This window comes from Candidatus Laterigemmans baculatus (assembly GCF_010367455.1).
Classification (GTDB): Bacteria; Planctomycetota; Planctomycetia; order Pirellulales; family Pirellulaceae; genus Laterigemmans; species Laterigemmans baculatus.
In genome coordinates this window covers 16663-35435 of record NZ_WRPR01000046.1, presented here as the reverse complement: position 1 = coordinate 35435, position 18773 = coordinate 16663, and the positions used below count along the sequence as shown (strand labels likewise).

The 18773-nt window shown below is 65.3% G+C and carries 17 protein-coding genes and 2 tRNA genes; 9 read left to right on the top strand and 10 right to left on the bottom strand.

Going from position 1 to position 18773, the window contains the following annotated elements:
- Positions 1–116: 116 nt before the first annotated feature.
- From GNK13_RS10625 to ribA, 4 genes are all read right to left on the bottom strand, one after another.
- Positions 117–1172, bottom strand: coding sequence for an ATP-binding protein (locus GNK13_RS10625; protein ID WP_235935036.1), 1056 nt, complete (start codon positions 1170–1172; stop codon positions 117–119).
- Between the two features lie 135 nt (positions 1173–1307).
- Entirely contained in the window at positions 1308–4271 is a 2964-nt protein-coding gene (gene purL / locus GNK13_RS10620; RefSeq protein ID WP_164102496.1) for a phosphoribosylformylglycinamidine synthase subunit PurL, read from the bottom strand.
- Positions 4272–4312: 41 nt separating this feature from the next.
- Entirely contained in the window at positions 4313–5380 is a 1068-nt protein-coding gene (locus GNK13_RS10615; RefSeq protein ID WP_164102495.1) for a prephenate dehydrogenase, read from the bottom strand.
- A 74-nt stretch (positions 5381–5454) separates the two neighbouring features.
- Positions 5455–6765, bottom strand: coding sequence for a GTP cyclohydrolase II (gene ribA / locus GNK13_RS10610; RefSeq protein WP_164102494.1), 1311 nt, complete (start codon positions 6763–6765; stop codon positions 5455–5457).
- A 111-nt stretch (positions 6766–6876) separates the two neighbouring features.
- On the opposite strand from ribA, the gene GNK13_RS10605 reads away from it, so the two are divergent.
- Positions 6877–7872, top strand: coding sequence for an alpha/beta hydrolase (locus GNK13_RS10605; protein WP_164102493.1), 996 nt, complete (start codon positions 6877–6879; stop codon positions 7870–7872).
- A gap of 203 nt (positions 7873–8075) precedes the next feature.
- Here GNK13_RS10605 and GNK13_RS10600 read toward each other — a convergent pair whose 3' ends face one another.
- From GNK13_RS10600 to GNK13_RS10575, 6 genes are all read right to left on the bottom strand, one after another.
- A complete protein-coding gene (locus GNK13_RS10600) occupies positions 8076–8792 on the bottom strand; it encodes a hypothetical protein (RefSeq protein WP_164102492.1) in 717 nt (238 codons plus the stop codon).
- 12 nt (positions 8793–8804) lie between these two features.
- Complete coding sequence (gene greA / locus GNK13_RS10595) at positions 8805–9281, bottom strand: transcription elongation factor GreA (RefSeq protein ID WP_164102491.1); 477 nt, start codon at positions 9279–9281, stop codon at positions 8805–8807.
- A gap of 226 nt (positions 9282–9507) precedes the next feature.
- Entirely contained in the window at positions 9508–11484 is a 1977-nt protein-coding gene (locus GNK13_RS10590; RefSeq protein ID WP_235935035.1) for a squalene--hopene cyclase, read from the bottom strand.
- A 19-nt stretch (positions 11485–11503) separates the two neighbouring features.
- Positions 11504–11914: an ExbD/TolR family protein gene (locus GNK13_RS10585; protein ID WP_164102490.1), complete on the bottom strand. Its 411-nt coding sequence runs from the start codon at positions 11912–11914 to the stop codon at positions 11504–11506.
- A 3-nt stretch (positions 11915–11917) separates the two neighbouring features.
- Positions 11918–13021 carry a MotA/TolQ/ExbB proton channel family protein gene (locus GNK13_RS10580; protein ID WP_235935034.1) on the bottom strand — a complete coding sequence of 368 codons (1104 nt, stop codon included), beginning with the start codon at positions 13019–13021 and terminating at the stop codon, positions 11918–11920.
- Positions 13022–13038: 17 nt separating this feature from the next.
- Positions 13039–15216 carry a tetratricopeptide repeat protein gene (locus tag GNK13_RS10575; RefSeq protein WP_164102489.1) on the bottom strand — a complete coding sequence of 726 codons (2178 nt, stop codon included), beginning with the start codon at positions 15214–15216 and terminating at the stop codon, positions 13039–13041.
- Between the two features lie 280 nt (positions 15217–15496).
- Between GNK13_RS10575 and tatA the strand changes: the two genes are divergently transcribed.
- The 8 genes from tatA (at position 15497) to GNK13_RS10535 (ending at position 18728) form a co-directional block, all read left to right on the top strand.
- Entirely contained in the window at positions 15497–15718 is a 222-nt protein-coding gene (gene tatA / locus GNK13_RS10570) for a twin-arginine translocase TatA/TatE family subunit (protein ID WP_164102488.1), read from the top strand.
- Positions 15719–15761: 43 nt separating this feature from the next.
- Positions 15762–16070: a Sec-independent protein translocase subunit TatA/TatB gene (locus GNK13_RS10565; RefSeq protein WP_164102487.1), complete on the top strand. Its 309-nt coding sequence runs from the start codon at positions 15762–15764 to the stop codon at positions 16068–16070.
- Between the two features lie 81 nt (positions 16071–16151).
- Positions 16152–16225: transfer RNA gene (locus tag GNK13_RS10560), tRNA-Val, on the top strand.
- Between the two features lie 399 nt (positions 16226–16624).
- A complete protein-coding gene (locus tag GNK13_RS10555; RefSeq protein ID WP_164102486.1) occupies positions 16625–16996 on the top strand; it encodes a TraR/DksA family transcriptional regulator in 372 nt (123 codons plus the stop codon).
- A 24-nt stretch (positions 16997–17020) separates the two neighbouring features.
- Positions 17021–17227, top strand: coding sequence for a hypothetical protein (locus GNK13_RS10550; protein WP_164102485.1), 207 nt, complete (start codon positions 17021–17023; stop codon positions 17225–17227).
- Between the two features lie 102 nt (positions 17228–17329).
- Positions 17330–17677: a hypothetical protein gene (locus GNK13_RS10545; protein WP_164102484.1), complete on the top strand. Its 348-nt coding sequence runs from the start codon at positions 17330–17332 to the stop codon at positions 17675–17677.
- 177 nt (positions 17678–17854) lie between these two features.
- A tRNA-Ser gene (locus GNK13_RS10540) sits at positions 17855–17941 on the top strand.
- A gap of 46 nt (positions 17942–17987) precedes the next feature.
- Positions 17988–18728 (top strand): ribonuclease E inhibitor RraB, encoded by a 741-nt coding sequence (locus GNK13_RS10535; protein ID WP_164102483.1) that lies wholly within the window; start codon positions 17988–17990, stop codon positions 18726–18728.
- Positions 18729–18773: the final 45 nt, after the last annotated feature.

Genomic DNA, 18773 nt, shown 5'->3' with positions numbered 1-18773 from the left:
TCTAAGCGGCCGGCTACGGCCCCCTCACCCTAGCCCTCTCCCCCACGGCTTGGCTGCGGAACTTTCGTTCGCAGCCAAGCCGCGGGGGAGAGGGAACCGGAGCCTCGCACCGCCCGCTACAGGTCGAATCCGTCGAGCTGGTCGATCAATTGATCGAGATCGTCTTTGGGACCGGTCCGCTTTTCCAGTCGCCGCTTGGGAATGCCTACCTCCATTCCCACTGCGGCTCGGCCGGCTAACAACAGCTGTTCGTCCCGCTCCCGAGCCGCGGCGGCAATCGGGTCTTCGTCCTTCTCGGGAGCCCCGAACAGCAACGACAGATCGATTTTCAGCCCCGTCCCGTCGTCGGTCTCCGCGCCGGCGATCGCTGGGGTTTTGTGCTGCGGAAAGATGATTGCGTTTTCCGGACAAACGCGGCTGCAGGCAGGACAGCCCTTGCGGCAGTTGTCGGGCTGTTCGACCAGAATCGTTTCCGCGTCGTTGATCCCGTAGACGCCGAACAGACAGAAGTCGATGCACTCCATGCAGTTCGTACAGCGGCTGAAGTCGATCACCGGATACCAGCGACGGGTCGTTCCTTCTTCAATTCGCAGCGGCTCGATCACGTCCGGCGGAGCCAGATCGTCGGCCGCCGAGAATCTCAGCTCGCTCCCGCCGCTTTCGGTGAATGCTTCGAGGGTTCCTTCACCCCCCTCGGAAAGAATCCGCCGCAACTCGTCGGCATAGGCAGCCGCATCCTCGGCCACGCGTAGATCGATGCAGTAGATCTTGCGGTCGGGCAGCGAAAGGGTGTCGAGCACCCGCTCGGGTGTTTCGTCAGTGGACGCATCGTCAGCGAGCGCCGCAGCGGCGAGCGGATTCTCTCCTGCAGCCGCCTCCTCGTCTCCCTCGCCGTCCCCTTCGACCAACTCCACCCGTCCGAATTGGCCGCGAATCCCGGCCCGGTCGAGCACCCAGCGGGCAGCCCGGGGATAGACCCAGGAGAGGAACACAATGTCGCCCGAAATCTCCCGCAGCCGTGCGACCGTCTCGCCCCCCGGAGGCAGATCGTACAGGTGCGGAATCGACAGCACGCGAACCGCCTGTCGGTCGGCCAACTTTTCCGCCACTTCGACGAGAGCCGCTTCGAGCGCGCGTTTCTCGGGCGCTCGCGACTGACCACGAGAGACCACAACCGTCAATGTGCGAAGATGGGCGGTACTGATCACGGCGACTCAAAAAGCTCAGGGTTGACGTACTCCGCCGGTCGGCATCCGGACTGTAGCTATCGTAACTCAGTACTCAGCACTCCGGACTCCGCATCGACCTCACCAATCGAGCGGACGCTGCCAGACGTCTTTCAGCTCCGCCAGCGGTTCGACGATTCGCTCCTCACCGCCACTGCGGATGCGGAGCACCGGTTCCTCGATCACTGTTCCAAGCTGGACGCAGGGAACCTCCGCGAGCAGCGACTCGAACGCGGCGGCCTTCGCTTCGGGAACCTCGACTAAGAACCTCGAATTCGATTCGCTGAACAGAGCGATGGTTTCCGGAGCAGCCGTATCGGCGAGTTGTTCCGAGACCACTCGGGAAAGATCCAGCTCCAGCCCCAAGCCGCCGGCGAAAGCCATCTCGGCGGCAGCCACCGCGAGTCCCCCTTCGCTCAGATCGTGGCAAGCCCGGACCGTTCCCTGCATGATCGCTTGGTGCACCGCGGCGAAGGTGGGCCGCGAGACCTGCAGATCGACCCGCGGCACCTGACCGCCGCACAGCTCGCGGACCAGCGAGAAGTGCGAACCGCCGAGTTCATCGCGGGTCGCTCCGACCAGATAAATCCGGTTGCCCACTGCTTTCGCGTCCATCGTCACGCACTGCCGCACGTCGTCGACCTGCCCCATCGCGCTGATCAACAGACTCGGCGGAATCGCGATCGTCTGCTTCTGGCCGTCGGCATCGGTGTAGCTGAACTCGTTGTTCAAGCTGTCCTTGCCGCTGATGAACGGGGTGCCCAAGGCGAGGGCTTGATCCTGGCAAGCGATCGCCGCACGCACGAGCGAGCCGAGCGTTTCGGCCCGGTCGGTGTAGCCCCAGCAGAAGTTATCGAGGATCGCAATCCGCGACGGATCGGCACCGACGGCGACCGCGTTTCGCATTGCTTCGTCAATCGCGCTGGCCGCCATGTGATAGGTGTCGAAGTCGCCGTAGTGCGGATTCATCCCGTTGGAGATCACCAACCCGCGATGGCTGTCTCGCCGCGGCCGCACGACCGCGGCGTCCCCCGGACCGTCGCACTCGGGACCGACCAGCGGCTTGATCGCGCTGCCCCCTTGGACTTCGTGGTCGTACTGGCGAATCACCCAGTGCTTGCTGGCCACGTTCAGCGAACCGAGGATTTTGCGAAGCGTCTCACCCGCTTCCTCGCGGCTCAGCTGCGGTGGCGTCAGCGGTTCGAGCGGGGCCGGATGGTAGACCGCCTCGCGAATCACCGGGGGCCGACCATCGTGGAGAAACTCCATAGCAATGTCGCCGACGGTCTCGCCGTGGTAGGTCAGCTGCAATCGGCCCGTGGGAACGAAGCGGCCGATCTGCGTGACCTCCACCCCTTCCCCTTCGCACAACTGCCGCAGCCGCTCCCATTTTTCCGGCGGCACACTCAAGACCATCCGCTCCTGAGCTTCGCTGATCCAGATCTCGGTGTAGCTCAGCCCCTCGTACTTCAGCGGACAGCGTTCGAGCCACACTTCGGCGCCGATCTTCTCGCCCATCTCACCAACGGCACTCGAAAATCCACCGGCACCACAGTCGGTGACCGCGCTGTAGAGATCTTCGTCGCGGGCCTGCAGGAGCACGTCCAGGACCATCTTCTCCTGGATTGCGTTGCCGATCTGCACCGCTCCGCCCGAGAGGCTTTCGCTCTCGCTGGTCAGTTCGGCCGACGAAAAGGTCGCCCCGTGGATCCCGTCGCGACCGGTCCGCCCGCCGAGCGCGACAATCGCATCGCCTGCTTGCGCAGCCCCGAAACATTTGTCGCGAGGCATGATCCCGACGTTGCCGCAGTAGACCAGCGGGTTCCCCAAGTAGCGGCGATCGAAGTAGACCGCTCCGTTGACCGTCGGGATCCCCATTCGGTTGCCGTAATCGCGGACGCCCGCTACGACCCCCTTGATCACGCGGCGAGGATGCAGCACGCCGGGAGGCAACGAGTCGGCAGGTGTGTCGGGCGGTGCGAAGCAGAACACGTCGGTGTTGCAGACCGGTTTGGCACCGAGCCCCGTGCCGAGCGGGTCGCGGATCACGCCCCCAATCCCCGTGTTCGCTCCGCCGTAGGGCTCCAGCGCCGAAGGGTGATTGTGCGTTTCGACTTTGAAGCAGACGTTGAATTCGTCGTCGAAGCGGACCACGCCCGCGTTGTCCGAAAAGACGCTGACGCACCAGTCGTCGTCCCCTAAGCGGCGGCGGATTTCTTGCGTCGCGGCGAAGATCGTCTCCTTGAGCATGTTGTCGTAGTGCCGACGATCCGCTTCGGGTTCGCCATCGGCTCCCGGACCGCGGTAGTCGATCCGCCCGGCGAGCGTCTTGTGGCTGCAGTGCTCGCTCCAGGTCTGGGCGACCGACTCGAGCTCGATGTCCGAGGGATCGCGGCCGAGATCGGTAAAGTACTGACGGATCGTCTGCATCTCGACCAGCGTCAAATACAGCTGCCGTTCGCGGCTCATCCGCTCCAGCGCCGCGTCATCGCACTGGCGAATCGGGATGATGACTCGCTGGAAATCGTATGGCGTGCCCGCTCCGAGGTGGTCCAGGTGCAGCGGGCCGACGACGACTTGCTCGACCGAATCGTTCGACAACGCACGGCGGCATATCGCTTCGAGCCGCTCCGACTCCAGTTCCGGCAGCCAGTATTTGCGAAGCGTGCGGACGCTGGCGACCGAAAACCCTGCATCCCGCGCCGCCGACTCCGAGCTGTTCGCGACCGGATCCATCACCCCCGGCTTGGGCATCACATGGACCACCGTCCCGCCGGCCGAGCCATTCCCCTCGGGATGCCGCGACAGCGCCGGATCGCCGACCGGGGCGACGACCGCCCGCTCGGTGACGGCATCGGCCAACAGCGAACCGGCCAGCGCATCGGCTTCGGCGCGATCCAAATCGCCCTGGACGAGGAAACCTCGGGCAAACCGCAGATTCAGTGCGTCGGCCAAGCCGAGCTCGTGGATTTCCTCCGCGATTCGGTGGCTGTCACGGTCGGGTTGGCCGGGAGCCGGATGGATGTCTATCTGCCAAAGGGGCATGTGTGCGTGGGCCGGGAAGAGTTGGAAGTGAAGGGGGTGAATCAACGTTTTGAGGCGTTCTCGCGGCGCGAATCGGCAGCGTGCTGGGGTGCAGCGTGCTGGCGCTGGTCCTCGGGGCGACTCTCGCCTGCTGGGCGACTTTCGCCTGCTGGGCGACTTTCGTTCGCTGGGCTGCTCTCGCCTGCTGGGCTGCTCTCGCCTGCTGGGTGACTTTCGTTCTTGGGGCGGCTGGCGTCCGCTCGGCCGCTCTCCACCGACTGACGAATCTCGCTCGCCTGCCGCAGCGAATGTTCCACGGCGGCAAAGTTGTTTGCCCCGATCGCGGTGGCCAGCGACTCGAGAGCAGCGGTCATCTGCCGCAATTGGGCTTCGATGGCCGCGGCGTTCTCGCGGCAGATCGCCGTCCACATCTCGGGACAACCGGCGGCGATCCGCGTCGCGTCGCGCCACCCGGAGCCGACCAAGGGCAGCGCCTCGGGAGGAATTATGGAGACCAAAGCGGCAGCTACCAAGTGTGGGAGATGGCTCGTCGCGGCAAGAAATTTGTCGTGCTCCGCGGGACTCATCCGCAGCACCTCGGCGCCGCAGGCTTGCCACAACTGCCGAGCCCGCTCGAACTGCCGCTCGGGGGTCACGGCGGTCGGCGTCACGACGACGCGGCGGCCGACGAATAAATCGGCGCGGGCGTGCTGCGGTCCCGTCTTTTCGCCTCCGGCAATCGGATGCGAGCCGACAAACCGGGCCGCGGCGCGGGCGTTCGACTCGACCTGGCGGACGATCTGCTCTTTAGTGCTACCGACGTCGGTGATTAGCGCCTCGTCGCTACACACTTCAGCCGCCGCAATTACCTGAGCGGCAATCGAAGTCACCGGGGTCGAAATGACGATCAAGTCCGCCCCGCGGCAAGCGGCTTGGGGGTCGGCCGTAATCTCGGTGGCCGCTCCGGTCCGCAGCGCCATCTCGAGCGTCGCCGAACGGCGGGCGCAACCGACGATTTCCAGGTCCGGAAAAACTCGCCGCAGCGCCAGCGCCACCGACCCTCCGAGCAAACCGATACCGATCACCGCGGCGCGACGGGGAATCCAGGGCTGGAGCGAGGCGTCAGGCATCTTGGAGAGGGGTTTGAGGACGGTCGGGGTTCAGAAAATCAGCCGCCGGGCGCTAGCCCACGGTTCCCAAAAACTCACTCAAACGGCAACTGATGCCCCATCTTCTCCCGCTTCGTCTGCAGATACTTGGCGTTGTGGACGTTCGGCGGAGGAATGATCGGAACCTGATCGACCACCTGCAGATCGAAGCCGCGGAGATTGAACGCTTCGGTCTTCTTAGGGTTATTCGTCAGCAAGCGAACCTGGCTCAGTCCGAGGTCCTTGAGGATCTGCAGACCGATGCCGTAGTCCCGCATGTCCGCTTTAAACCCGAGGGCGTGATTCGCTTCGACCGTGTCGAGCCCCTCGTCCTGCAGCGCGTAGGCTCGAATCTTTTGGGCGAGCCCGATCCCGCGGCCTTCCTGGGGCAAGTAGACCAACACCCCGCGGCCCGCGTCGGCGATCATCTGCAGCGCCATGTGCAACTGGTCGCCACAGTCGCAGCGGAGCGACGCGACCAGATCGCCGGTGAAGCAACTGCTGTGCATCCGGACCAGCGGCGCCGGCACTTCGCTGTCGGCCGCCGATTCCCCTGAACCGTTCTCGCCGTTCAGATCCCCCCCACCGCTCAAGTCACCCCCACCGCTCAAATCACCCCCACCGCTCAAGTCACCGTAGACGAGCGCGACCGGTTGCTGGGCTTCGAACTGCACCGAGTAGACGATGATCTTGAACGCGCCGTACTTGGTCGGCAGCTCGGCCTCGGCCGCCCGGCTGACCAACTTCTCGCTCGTGCGGCGATGGGCAATCAGCTGCTCGATGCTGATCATCTTCAGGTTGTGTTGGACCGCCAATTCGGAGAGCGTCTGGCGGCCCGCCCGGTCGCCCGTCTCGTCCAAAATCTCACACAGCACCCCGGCCGGCTTGAGCCCCGCCATGCGGGCCAAGTCGACCGAGGCTTCGGTGTGTCCGGCTCGCCGCAGCACTCCACCTTCCATCGCGATCAGCGGATAAACGTGCCCGGGGCGGACGAAGTCTTCGCTGCGGCTGGTCGGGTTGGCCAACCGCCGAATCGTCTCGCTTCGCTCAGCCGCGGTGATTCCCGTTTTGCAACCGGCGTGGTCGACCGGCGTCACAAAAGCGGTCTGAAGCGGGGCCTCATTGTGGGCCACCAGCGGCACCAAATCGAGCCGATGTCCCGCCTCGGGCAGGACCGGCGCACACAACTGACCACGTCCGGACAGCATGAAGTTGATGTTTTCCGGGGTCGCTTTTTCGGCGGCGCAAACGAAGTCCCCCTCGTTCTCCCGATCCTCCGCATCGACCACGATGATCACTTCACCACGAGCGATCGCTTCGACCGCTTCGGTGACGGAACTGAATGGGATGCTTTCTGCGTCGTTCATGACAATCTGGCTGCTCGAGGGCCTCGCTGCAGGGTGATCGGCCTATTATAGGATGGACAGCGGATAGACGGCAGGACAGGTACTCCCGCGAATTGGATGGAGACGATTTCGATGCCCTGGAGCCAAGGATCCCTGGCACTCTCACTCGCCCTCGCCGCGCTCGTTGGCATCAGCTCACCGGCAGTCGCTGAGGAGGCTCTCCCTGCGACCCGCGACACCTCGGCCGAGGAGACCCCGCCGCAGCGTCCCCTGGTGGTCGATGCGGACGTGGAGTTTGCCCGCCCCGATGGCGAGCCGCTGCACTGCGACATCTATCGCCCGGCGGCTCCGGAGGAGAGTTCCGCCAGAGCGATTCCCAGCGCGGAGCGGCAAGCCGACGCGGTACCAAAGCGGCCGGCGGTGCTGCTGGTCCATGGCGGCGGCTGGGCCTCGGGGGACAAGTGGACGACCGCGGGTTACGCGCGAGCTTTCGCCGAAGCGGGCATGGTCGCCGTCACGATCAACTATCGCCATGCCCCCACGCATAAATTTCCAGCCCAGGTCGACGACGTCCGCGCGGCGCTCGCCTGGATCGGGCAAAATGCCGAGACGTACGGAATCGACACGAACCGCGTGGGGATGTTCGGCTATTCGGCCGGAGCCCATTTGGTCTGCATGATCGGGACGTTGAGCGACGCCGAGTGGGCGGATGTCGCCCCTACGACTCGCTGGGAAGCCGACGATCCGCGGTGGAAAGCGATCCCGCGAATCTGTGCGATCGTCGGCGGCGGAGCCCCGTGTGAATTCCGCACGCTGCCGATCGACAATACGGCGATCTCGTACTTTCTGGGCGGTACGCGGCGTGAACTGCCCGAGATCTACCGCGCTGCCTCGCCCGCGGCGCATGCCTCGAGCGGCGACGTTCCGGTGCTGTTCGTCCACGGCACCAGCGACTTGATCGTGCCGGAGGCCAGCAGCCGCATCTTGTACGAAGCACAACTCGCCTGCGGAGTCACGAGCGAGTACCTGGCCCTCGACGGGGCCGGACACATGCTCGCTTACCTCAACCCGGCCACCCGCCAGGCGGCCCTCCAATTCCTCACCACCCGCCTCGGCCTCAAGCCATAGTCGGCCGCCATAGGCGCCTTTCGCTTCGAGGTATCAGCCGCCACGCGCTAGCGTCCGGTTCTCACGGGTCCTGGGGAACCGGGGGCTAGCGCCCGGCGGCTGATGAATCATCCGCGCTAGCGTCTGGTTCTCGCGGCGTTTTCGGGAACCGGGGGCTAGCGCCCGGCGGCTGATGAATCATCCGGGGTCAGCCAGCGACGATCTTACAGACCGCCCTCTTCGCGGCCGGCTTGGAGTTCGCGACGGATGATCTCTGAGAGCTGGACTTCGTAATCCTGGTCGGGGATTTGGCCCCGATCGGCGACCATCTCGGCGCGGTGGATCACTTCGCGGAGCTGTGCGGCGTCGACATCGCGCTCCAACTTTCGCCGCTCGCCTCGCTCCGCCTCGCTCAGCACCGGGAGCAGCACGTCGAGGATATCGACCGCCGAGGCCTCGTTCTGTTCCACCGCCCGCTTGAGCCGCGAGAATTGCCGCTGGGCGTGCTGCCGCTCCTCCTCGCTGAGCTCCGTCGAATGTTCGACCATGCCTTCGACGGCCGTCAGATTGCCCCACTCGAGAATCGGCGAGCGGACGAGCCGCTCCATGATCCCCGAGGCCTGCCAATTTTCGAGCTGGCCCGATTCCCCATCCACCACGACCTGCTCGAGCAACTCCACGATCTCCGCTTTCTCTTCGGGCGGCAGACTGCTTTGCTGGACCTCGGGGATCACGTCGCTGCGGAGCGTGCGGATCGCCAACTCGGTCCGTTGCTGGAAGAGAAAGTAGGTGCTGATCCCACAGCCAATGAAGAACAGCATCAACAGCAAGGCCCCCGCGGCGATGACTGCCGGAAAGCATCCCGGCCCTTCATCCACCGCTGGACTCGTTCCCCGATCAAGCTCGGGATCGTGATCGGCTTCGACATCGGAACCACTCAAGCCACCGCTCTCCTAACGAAACTCGATCTTCAGAATCTCGAACCGCATCTTACCGGCCGGAGCATCGATCTCGGCGATGTCGCCGACTTTCTTCGTCAGCAATCCCTGACCGATCGGACTGGTGCAGAGCAGCTTGCCGGCGTTGTAGTCATCCTCGCCGGCACCGACCAACGTGAACTCTTCCTCGTCGCCGTACTCCAGATCCTTGACCGTCACCGTCGATCCGAAGACGACTTCGTCCTTGGGCAACTGAGAGATGTCGACGATGCTGGCCCGCGCCAACTTGCCCTTCAGCTCGTTGATTTTCGCTTGCAGCAGGCCCTGGTTTTCCCGCTGAGCGTGGTACTCAGCGTTCTCCTTGAGATCCCCCTCGGAGCGGGCTTCGGCCAGCTTCCGCACGATCTCCGGCATCTCCACCGTATCCAACCGCTCGATCTCGGCTTTGATCTTGTTGTACCCTTCGCGGGACATCGGTACCGAATCAGTCATCGCTTGCGGGGCTCCGTTCTGCAGGCTCGTGGTCGCGCGCGACGATCCACCCTGGGATCGTTCCGGCGCATAAGAAGAACGCGACGCCACTCGACCGGAGTGCCGCCGCGCTGAAGATGTTGACTGGGTGACCCCAGAGTGTGGCCTCCCCGGCATCGCCTGTAAAGCCATCCCGCCCGATTAAGGATTCGCCGCCGCGAACCGGGCTCGCCGCTGGCGGCCCCCTTTAGCGGCGACGCGACCCTTCGCCGTCCCCCTGGGCGACCACGCCCCGCCGGCCATCGCTCAGGTGACGGTAGTAGACCTCCAGGCAGAGACAGGCCATGGCGGTCGTGTAAACCTTCCCCCCGTTGCCTCCCCAGACCGTCGCGGTCGACCAACTGCCATCGGGCAACTGCGTCTCGAGGAGCCGAGCTTTCATCGCCGCATTCCACTGCCGCCACGCGTCGTCCTGCAACTGATGCAGGGCCAACGAAGCGTAGTACCAGTAGTAGTAATTGTCCTGGCCGTTCCCCGGGAGTTGTTCGAGCAAATACGCCTCGGCTTCCTCGATCTCCGCCTGCGGAACCGCTTCGCCGATCAGCAACCGCGTGGCCAGCGCCTCGGCGGTCATCGTCCGCGTCGGTGCTTCCCCCGGCTTGTACGACGCGAGCCCGCCGGTCCGCCCGCCGCGGACGCTGCGGAGGAACGTTTGCGTTCGCGCGATCGCCGCCTCGGGAACCGGAACGCCCGCCGCCCGCCCGCTGGCCAGCGCCATCACCTGCCAGCCGAGTTGGCTGAGGTCGCCCGGGTCGCCCGGGACATACCGCCAACCGCCCGTCACCGGATGCTGGGCGCGAAGGGTGAACCCTGCGGCCGAGCGGATGCTGTCGGTCGCCACGGCATCCCCACTCATCGCCGCCGCTTCTCCCATCGCCAGGGCAGCCATGCCGTGGCAGTAGGTTCGCTCGTAGACCGTCGCCTCGCCCGAAAGCGCTCCGTCAGGCTTCTGCACGCTCAGCAAATACTGCAGCCCCCGCCGGACCGAATCGGCGTGCGGCCCCTGCTGATGCGTTTGCCCAGAACCGAGCATGCTGAGCAGGGCCAAGCCGGTCAGGCCGGTCGTCGCCCGCGCCCCGGCCCCACCGCGATAGTGGCCCAGCGGCGATCGTTCAATCCCCGCATCGCTCTGCCGCGGATCCCAGGCACCGTCGCCGCGCTGCGAGCCAGCCAACCAGCGCAGTCCCGCCGCCACCGCAGCCTCGGTTCGCTCGTCCCCACCAGTCCGCAGCAGCGCCTCCTGCCGCGCGGCTCCCTGCCGGGTGGCAAACTCACCGGGCAGCTCGCCGAGGACTCGCCCCCGCGGCCCACCCGTCGCAGCCGGCTCCACTTCCGTAGCCGAGACTCCGTCCCCCCCGGCCATCGGCGACTCCGCGGCTGATTCGCTCGGTGGCTCCGCGGCTGATTCGCTCAGCGACTCCGCGGGCGGGGATGCGGGCGACTCCGCGGGCGGGGCAGGCACCGGATCGGCCACCCGTTCGGCCGGTGCCGCATCGGCAGCGTACAGAGCCAGCAACTCGGTCAGGACTTGATCGACGCCCGCCGCGGACCGCTCGTCAGCCAACACCGCCGCATCGACTGCCGGGAGGTCGGGGATCTCCAGCGGCTCGTCGGCCGTTGATTCTGCTGGGGCCTGCTCTTGCTGGTCTCGCTCTTCGGGAGCCGGACTGTTCGACTCTGCTTCCTCAGACTTTTGCTCCGTGGGTTGCGGCGAGTCTACCGAAAGCGCGGCGAAGGTCTGGTCGAGCCAGCTCGAGGCGACTGGTAAGGGACGCCCGGCAACCGCTTCGGATTCCGACGCATCCGCCTCCGTGTCCCTCGCCGCGGCCTCGGTCAATGCGGTTTCGGAAAAGGCGGAGATGCGGATCGTGGTTGGCTCTCCGGGCTCTGGAGTCGACGGGCTCACGGGGCCTCCTCCGGAGCGGAGGGCCAGCGGCAGCAACCAAATCAGCAACCCGTGCAGGCCGATCGAGACGACCGCGCAGAAGATCGCCGCCGCGTTGCGTTTGCCGCGCCGCCGCCGAGCGAGCAACCAGGTCCCAGCGAGCATCAGCACGGCTAAGACCGCCACGCCCCAGGCCAGCCGCGGATCGCTCCACAGTTCGCCGACGGCGAGCAGCGACCGATCCCCCGGCAACGCACTGAACAGTAGCTCGGCTCTCAAGAGCGATTCCCCGCACGCGTCACCGCAGCGACTGGACGGCCACATCCAGTCGCTCGATTCCCGAATTGCTGCAGATGCTCAGCACCTGGGCATAACTGTCGAGCGTTCCGGCAGCGTCGCCGCGGACGACCACGCCCAGATCGGGATAGGCCGCGCGGGCCCGCTGCAGCTCGCTCCGCAATTGCTCATGGCTGATCGGTTGGCCATCGAGGAAGACCGCGCCGTCACGGGTGACCTCGACGACGCGCTTATCGGGACCGCGGACCATCGACTGGGGCTGACCGACGCCCGGCAGATTCACCGGGATTCGTCCTTCCTGCTCGCTGAACTTCGTGCCGACCATGAAAAAGATGACCAGCAAGAATACAACGTCGATCATCGGCGTCAGATTGATCGCCGGGTCTTCGCTGCGGGGTTGTCGAAGTGCCATCGCTCAGGCCGCTTTCTTGGTTCGCTTGCTAGCCGCTCGCCCCGACCCCGATTGCAAACCCTCGGCGCTGATCGAATCGACCACCTGCTGGCAGATCGCATCGATCTCGACGAGGTAGCGATCGGCGCGGGCCGAAAAATAGATGTAGGCCAGGTAGGCGGGGATCGCCACGCTCAGCCCCGCAGCGGTCGTGATCAGCGCTTGACTGATTCCGGCGGCCAACATCTCGGACGGCGACCCGCCGCCGGTGGAACTGAGCGTCTCGAAGGCCTGGATCATGCCCAGCACGGTGCCGAGCAAACCGAGCAGCGGTGCGACATTGCTGATCGCGTGAAACAGCCGCAGGTATCGCCGCAGTCCATCGGCGACGCGTTCCCCGGCGTCCAGCACCGCTTGCTCGACTTCGACCGTCGGCCGCCCCCAGCGTTTGACGGTGGCATGAAACACTTCCGCTACCGGGCATTCGAATTCGTCGCAGATCTCGAGCGCCTCTTCGTAGCTCAGCTGGCCATCCTGCACGCACTCGGTAAACCGCCGCACGAAGGGCCGGGGGATCACCCGCCCACGACGGAGCACGACCAGCCGCTCGACCGCCAGCGCCATCACGACGAGCGAGCAAATCGCCAGCGGGATCATCAACGGGCCACCGCTGCGGAGCCGGGCTCCGATCGACCCCAGCGTTCCGGTCTCCCCAGCCGCTTCGCCTGCCGCGGATCCGGTGGCCTCTCCCTCGGCCGCAAAATCGGCCGGTGGAATCATCGTGCCGTTGGCACCCGCAGCGTTGGATCCGGAGCCGCCCGCCGCTGCCGAGGCGTTGCTCGCCGTGTAGTACTGCGGATTGCCCGCTCCATTGCCATAGGCTGCCGAACCGCCTGGGGCAGCTCCCGCTCGCCCTCCCGGAGCGAACTGATTCTGCGGGAATTGATTCTGCGGGAATTGACCCTGAGCGAACTGGCCCTGCGGGTACTGGCCTTGAGCCAAGGAGGGCGGAGTCGAGCCACCGGTCACCGGCGACTGGCTCCGCGCAGCGCGGTCGGCGCCGACCGCAAGGGCTACGCCGGCGAGCAGGAATGCCCCGAGACGTCGATGTGAACTGGATTGCTTCATCTTCCCTGACCCATGATCTACCGCAGTTCGGTCGAACGACCGATAGCCGCCAAACGGTCGCGAGCGGCTGCGGCATGCGGAGAGTCGCCAAACCGTCGCAGCAGTCCGCTATAGCAGATCGCGGCATCGCGAGGCCGCCCCAATTGCTCAAAAGCTTTTCCGGCCTGCACAAGCGCCGCGGCAGTCCAAGCTCCCTCGCCGTTGAACGTTTCCACCACCCGATACGCTTCGACCGCTTCGCGATACCGCCGCTGCAAAAAATGCGTTTCGCCCATCAGCCACTGGGCTCGAGCTTTGATCTCAGCGCTCGTTTCGCCGTCCCGAACGATCCCTTCGAGCAGCACCCGAGCTTCATCCATCCGGGCTTCGCGGATGAGCAACTGAGCCTGCAGAATGTCGGCAAGGGTCTGCTCCCCGGGCGTGGAGACCGCAGCAATTGCCTGTTCGACCGCGGCGCGGGCGTCGGCTCGCGGGTCGCTCGCCAGGGCGATCTCGGCCCGGCGGACGAACACGTCAAAATCGCTGACCTGATGCACTTCGACCAACCGGTCCAGCAGCGGACGCGCTTTTCGGCTGCGGCCAACTTGCACCAGCCCTTCGGCCAACAACCGCAGGCTGAGCGGACTGAAGCGTTCCCAGCGAGCGTCTTCCTCCGCCGCCCGACTCCCACGCATTTCGCTGCCGCCCATCTCGCTACCGCTGGCGTCACTGCCCGTGCCAGCGTCCATGTATTCCGCCGCCAGCGCCAGCATCGACCAGCGGCCGTGGACCGCAGCCCAGCGAGCGGCTTGTTCGAAGGCCGGCTCGACCGCATCGTCCGCGGCTCCTCCCAAAATCATCGCCGCCAATCGTTCGGCGTCGGCAGGCTTCCCTCGTTCGCCGAGCACGGCGAGCACCTGCTCGACTTTGCCGCGGCTGCTCGGCCTCTCCAGCAGCGCATCGGTCGCCGCCTGCCACAACTCCGGATGATTTCCTCCAGCCGAAGCGGCAATGGCTTCGACCAGCACCGCGTCCGCAATCGCCTCGCCACGGTCGAGCTGCTGGCGAATCGTTTCCAGCGCCGCCTCGCTCAGGGGTGCCCCTGGCGACCACTCGGCGAGCTGAGCGATTGCAGCGGCCGCTTCGCTGCTCTGCGGATGCTCGGCGAGCAACCGCTGCAGAACCTCGCTCGCCTCCGCAGGCTGATCGGAACGGCGGAGGCAACCGGCGGCGACCAGTAGCGCTCGCGGAACGTTTGGGCTGCCGGGAAACTCCGCGACAAATTCGAGCAGCAGCTCCGCGGCGCGGGCGTGACTCTCCGCTCCTTGTGCCGCCGCCCAGGCGACTCCGAGGACCGCGACTTCACGCCCCGCATCGGCCGGAGCGTGATCCAAGAACCAGCGGCAGGCGTCGGCCGCCGTCTGGGGCTCCCGCTGGGTGAGCGCCCGCAGCCCAATGGCCAGCGCCACGTCGGCCCAAGCCGCGCGATCGACCTCCGGCGGGCGGCACAGCACTTCGAGTCGCTCCCACGCTTCTCGGCACTGCCCCTGCTCATTCTTAACCCGCACCGCGAGCCGTTCGGCAGCGGCTCGCAGCGACGGCTGATCGGTCGAAGCTAGCACCGCGGCACAGTGCGCTGCGGCGACCTCGAATGCTCCGGTGCGAAACGCACAGTCGGCAGCCGCTAACCGCAGCGGATCGAGCGGCCCCCCGGCTGCGGCACCTGGCGGGTTGGCTCGCCCCACCCCACCCGGCCGGCTCATACCATTTGGCTGGCCCACACCATCCGGCTGGCCCCCACCATTTGGCGGTGTAGCCGTGTGGCGGGTGATGGCGGCTTCAAAAAACTCGAGCGCCTCGGCCTGCTTTCCCAAGTGTCGCAGCGATTGTCCGGCGCCGATCAGGGCGCGGATCGAGCGTTCATCATCGGCCGCCCCGGCGTCTGCTCGCTGCTCCTGCTCGGCGACCAGTGCCGCGAGGGCTTCGGCCGCCTCGGCGTATCGCCCTTCGCTGAGCAGCGCCAGCCCGGCGACCAAGGGATCGCCGCCGGCCTCGCTGCCGACTGCCTCGCTGCCGATTGCCTCACTGCCGCCGGCTTGTACCGGAGCAGCGGTGGCTGTGAGGACCACCGCGAGCAGCCCGAGCGCCAACCTAGCGGATTGCGGGGCGACGAGCGGCAACCGGGCTGCGAGCGGCAGCCAGCGGCAGTTTCGCACGGATCTCCGCACCGATGGCCCCCTGAAGAAAAGAAAACTCCCGTTCCGAGCGGAGATATAGACGCCGCGGGCGGGCCGAAACAAGAGCGAACGCAGCGGCCCGCGGCGACTGGCTTTGACACCGCAGCGGCAACGAATAGAATGGAGGCAGTTGAAAATTTTTCAGCCCCGACCGCGCCGGTTCCGGCAGTGTTCCGCCCTTGCTTGGCGGGTCGACTGCCTGCTTTCGCCGTACGACGCAGGGGTCAATTGAACCCGTCTGTACGTGAGAGCCATAGAGATGTCGATGCCCGAGATGTCGATGCACATCGTTGGAATTGGAATGCCCGGCCTTCCGGAGATGATGATTTTCCTCTTCATCGCCCTCCTCCTCTTCGGCGGTGCCAAACTGCCCAGCTTGATGCGGAATTTGGGCCGCAGTGCCAACGAGTTCAAGCGGGGCATGCACGAGTCGACCGACGACGACGAAGTTTCCGAGTCACGGACCGAATCGAAGGTCTGAGCGGAATCCTCCCGTCCCATTTCTTTCAGAACCTGGTCGATCGATGTTTGGTCTCAGTCCCGTTGAGTTAATGGTCGTGGGGGTGGTCGCGATCCTCCTCTTCGGCAGCAAGTTACCCGATGTCGCCCGCTCCCTCGGGGGCAGCTACCGCGAACTGCGGAAAGGCTTGAACGAGTTTCAGGACCAGGTGCGGGTCGCGGACTTCAACAAGCCCCCGGAGAAGCCGCAGGTAGCCGAACCGGAGGAAGAGGAGCACTACGCCGAGACGACCGCTCCCAAATTCGTGCCTCCGGCGAGCCGCGCGAGCGCCGCAGCAATTTCGGAGAATTCCTCCACCGAAGCCCACGGCTAAGGTATCCGGAGCAGCCGTGTGCGGACCTCGCAGACGGCTTGCTCCCCGAGAGCCCCGACGCTATGCTCCGGGGCAGTTCGAGGGCGATTAGCTCAGTTGGTTAGAGCGCCGTGTTCACACCGCGGAGGTCACTGGTTCGAGTCCAGCATCGCCCACTTTGACGACCTTCCCGGAGGACTCGTCTCCACCGCTCCATCAAGGCCACTCGCCCCGCATCTCCAGCGGAGCGAGTGGCCTTTTTTGATGGGCCGCCCACAACTTGGCCGCCCACAACTTGGCCGCCAGGAATTCCCTGCAGTGGATGATCCCGTCAGGGGCGACTCCTCTTCTGCTATTCCAGGCTCTGTCAGTAAGCTTCCTTTTGACATTACCCTCCCCCCGGGAGGGTTCCGTTACGGGTTTTGTGACAGAGCCTACGCCTCACCGGCACCGCTCTCGGCAGCAGGTCTTGGCTGCTTAAGGATTGGCCCGAGGTTTGCAAATGTGCAGGGGCGTTAGCGAACGAGTAGTCGCGTTGCGACTCTCTGCCAATCCTTGAACCCGAGGCAGCGGCAATGCCCAGTAAGCAGACGATTTCGCCCGACAAGTTGGAGCAGTTTCGCAGCCAGCTGCGCGACATGCGGGACCGGCTGAGCGGCGAAGTCGAGCGGGTCGTCGAAGCGGTCCGTGCGGAGCTCGATACCTCCACCAACCTCTCGAGCGTCCCGGTGCACATGAGCGACCTTGCGCCGGATCAACTCGACGCGGACATCAACGTGATCGAGACCGAACGCGAAATGCTCCTGCAAATTCAAGACGCGCTGCACCGCCTCGACGCCGGCACCTACGGCGTCTGCACCGACTGCGGGGGCTCGATTTCCCAGGAGCGCCTGCGGGCGATTCCCTATACCCCCTACTGCATTCGTTGCGCAAACAAGCGCAGCTAAGGATCCGCACAGGAGCCCCATGCGATGAAACTGACCGGTTTTGATGCGATCGAATACGCCGAGAAAGAAGGCCTGAGGCTGAACAAGAAGAGCGACTCGATCGATCCTGAAGCCCACGGCCTCTCGATCGCCGAAGCCGAGGCAATCGCTTCGGATAATCCCGATCTGATCTGGATTTCCGTTCCCGAGGAAGAATACCGCGAGCGGAAAAACATGGAGCCGGGCCGCTGAGCCTCCAAGCCGCTGAGCCAACCGATCCTTCGGGCGTGCAGGCCGCGTCTCCTTGCCGCCCTGCGCTTCCGCCGACTTGCTACCAATCGAAGGAGGGCACCCATGCCCACATACTTCCCCAACGCCGAAGACGACGAACCGCGCCGCCGCGCCGGACTTCGCTCCGATGAACTGCTGCCAGGCGAAACGAACGTGGACGATGCTGCCGGCGGCCCCAACGCTGCGGGAACACCCGGCGGTGGACTCGCCTCGGGGGGGCTCGCGGGAACCAACGCCGGTGACGGCGGAGTCGACGAGGGTGAGCTCACCAATGCGATGAACTCGGGCGTCTACGACACCAGCGGCGACAACGTCGACGAGCACGAACCCGAGTCGGGTCGCTCGGGCGGCGCCGCCGGAGGCACCCCAGCCGGAAAACGGGCAGGCCCGCGAGGCCACGAAGACCGGTAAGTACCTCCGGCTTTCCAGCCTGATCTTCTCCGCTCCTTCCGAGCGAATGGCCGCGACGAGACGCGGACGTACGGTGGCTTTGCCTCGGCCAGGCGGTTTCCGTTCCGCCCTGGCGATGCTAAATTGCCGCCCAACGCCGTTCCCCTTGATCGCGGGAGCCCCGGCGCCAACAGCAACGGATGGGTGGCCGAGTGGTCGAAGGCAGCGGTCTTGAAAACCGCCGTACGTTTACGCGTACCGTGGGTTCGAATCCCACCCCATCCGCTCTCCCTCTGTCTCCTCGTCGCCCCCCCTGTGCAGAGCCGAACGTATGTCCGAAGAGACAGACCTGAGCCTGGATGTCGATTCGCTTTTCGATCACCTGAAGAACAACCTCGGGCACGAGCTCGGCGACGAGAAGGAGTGGGTCTTCGCGCTTCGCGGGGAAGATTTGGAATTGCTCCAACAGGTTGCCCAGGATCTTGAGGACGAATTTATCGTCCACATTCAAGAGACGGTGGAAGAAGTTGACGCCGAGGGAAACAGCTCCTCGGGTCCACCGGCGCTGTGCATCGTTCAGCGGGCGGCTTTGACCGCAGACGAGGTCAAGGCCATTGCTGGAAGGCTCCAAGCGATCGCCGCTGAACGCGCTCTCGTCTACGAGGGAGTGACTTGCTACGAGCCGATCGATGAGGAGGAACTCTTCGGTTGGATCCCGCCCGACGAAGCCGGTTGGCGACTGCGAAACATGTCCGATTGTGGGATCGAGGAAAATGAGGAGCTGCCCTGGGCGTTCCTCCTGGGGACCCCATCGCTGGATTCGATGCAGACCCTCGCCGACGATCTCACCTCCCACGGTTTCAGTGACTACGACGTCTACGATGAGCCGGACGAAGAGGGCGAGTTTGGACTGTGCGTCTTCGTAGCAGGGCGGAACAATGAAGCCGAGCTCGCAGAGACTGCGGCGAAGATTGCGGAGGTGGCAGCGGCCCGCGGTGGCCGGCTGGAAGGAATCCAATTCTACACCCGCGAAGACGTCGATCACGTCTTTGGCGAAGACGACGAGATCTAACAACTCCGTGGCGGGGGCTGGCTGCTGTTCTCGACAGCCCCAGCC

Bases quoted from the DNA above. Each gene is read 5' to 3' on its own strand.
- GNK13_RS10615 (WP_164102495.1), bottom strand. From the start codon at position 5,380: ATGCCTGACGCCTCGCTCCAGCCCTGGATTCCCCGTCGCGCCGCGGTG.
- GNK13_RS10535 (WP_164102483.1), top strand. From the start codon at position 17,988: ATGTCCGAAGAGACAGACCTGAGCCTGGATGTCGATTCGCTTTTCGAT.
- ribA (WP_164102494.1), bottom strand. From the start codon at position 6,765: ATGAACGACGCAGAAAGCATCCCATTCAGTTCCGTCACCGAAGCGGTC.
- GNK13_RS10605 (WP_164102493.1), top strand. From the start codon at position 6,877: ATGCCCTGGAGCCAAGGATCCCTGGCACTCTCACTCGCCCTCGCCGCG.
- tatA (WP_164102488.1), top strand. From the start codon at position 15,497: ATGTCGATGCCCGAGATGTCGATGCACATCGTTGGAATTGGAATGCCC.
- purL (WP_164102496.1), bottom strand. From the start codon at position 4,271: ATGCCCCTTTGGCAGATAGACATCCATCCGGCTCCCGGCCAACCCGAC.
- GNK13_RS10545 (WP_164102484.1), top strand. From the start codon at position 17,330: ATGCCCACATACTTCCCCAACGCCGAAGACGACGAACCGCGCCGCCGC.
- GNK13_RS10555 (WP_164102486.1), top strand. From the start codon at position 16,625: ATGCCCAGTAAGCAGACGATTTCGCCCGACAAGTTGGAGCAGTTTCGC.
- GNK13_RS10580 (WP_235935034.1), bottom strand. From the start codon at position 13,021: ATGAAGCAATCCAGTTCACATCGACGTCTCGGGGCATTCCTGCTCGCC.
- GNK13_RS10550 (WP_164102485.1), top strand. From the start codon at position 17,021: ATGAAACTGACCGGTTTTGATGCGATCGAATACGCCGAGAAAGAAGGC.
- GNK13_RS10565 (WP_164102487.1), top strand. From the start codon at position 15,762: ATGTTTGGTCTCAGTCCCGTTGAGTTAATGGTCGTGGGGGTGGTCGCG.
- GNK13_RS10585 (WP_164102490.1), bottom strand. From the start codon at position 11,914: ATGGCACTTCGACAACCCCGCAGCGAAGACCCGGCGATCAATCTGACG.
- greA (WP_164102491.1), bottom strand. From the start codon at position 9,281: ATGACTGATTCGGTACCGATGTCCCGCGAAGGGTACAACAAGATCAAA.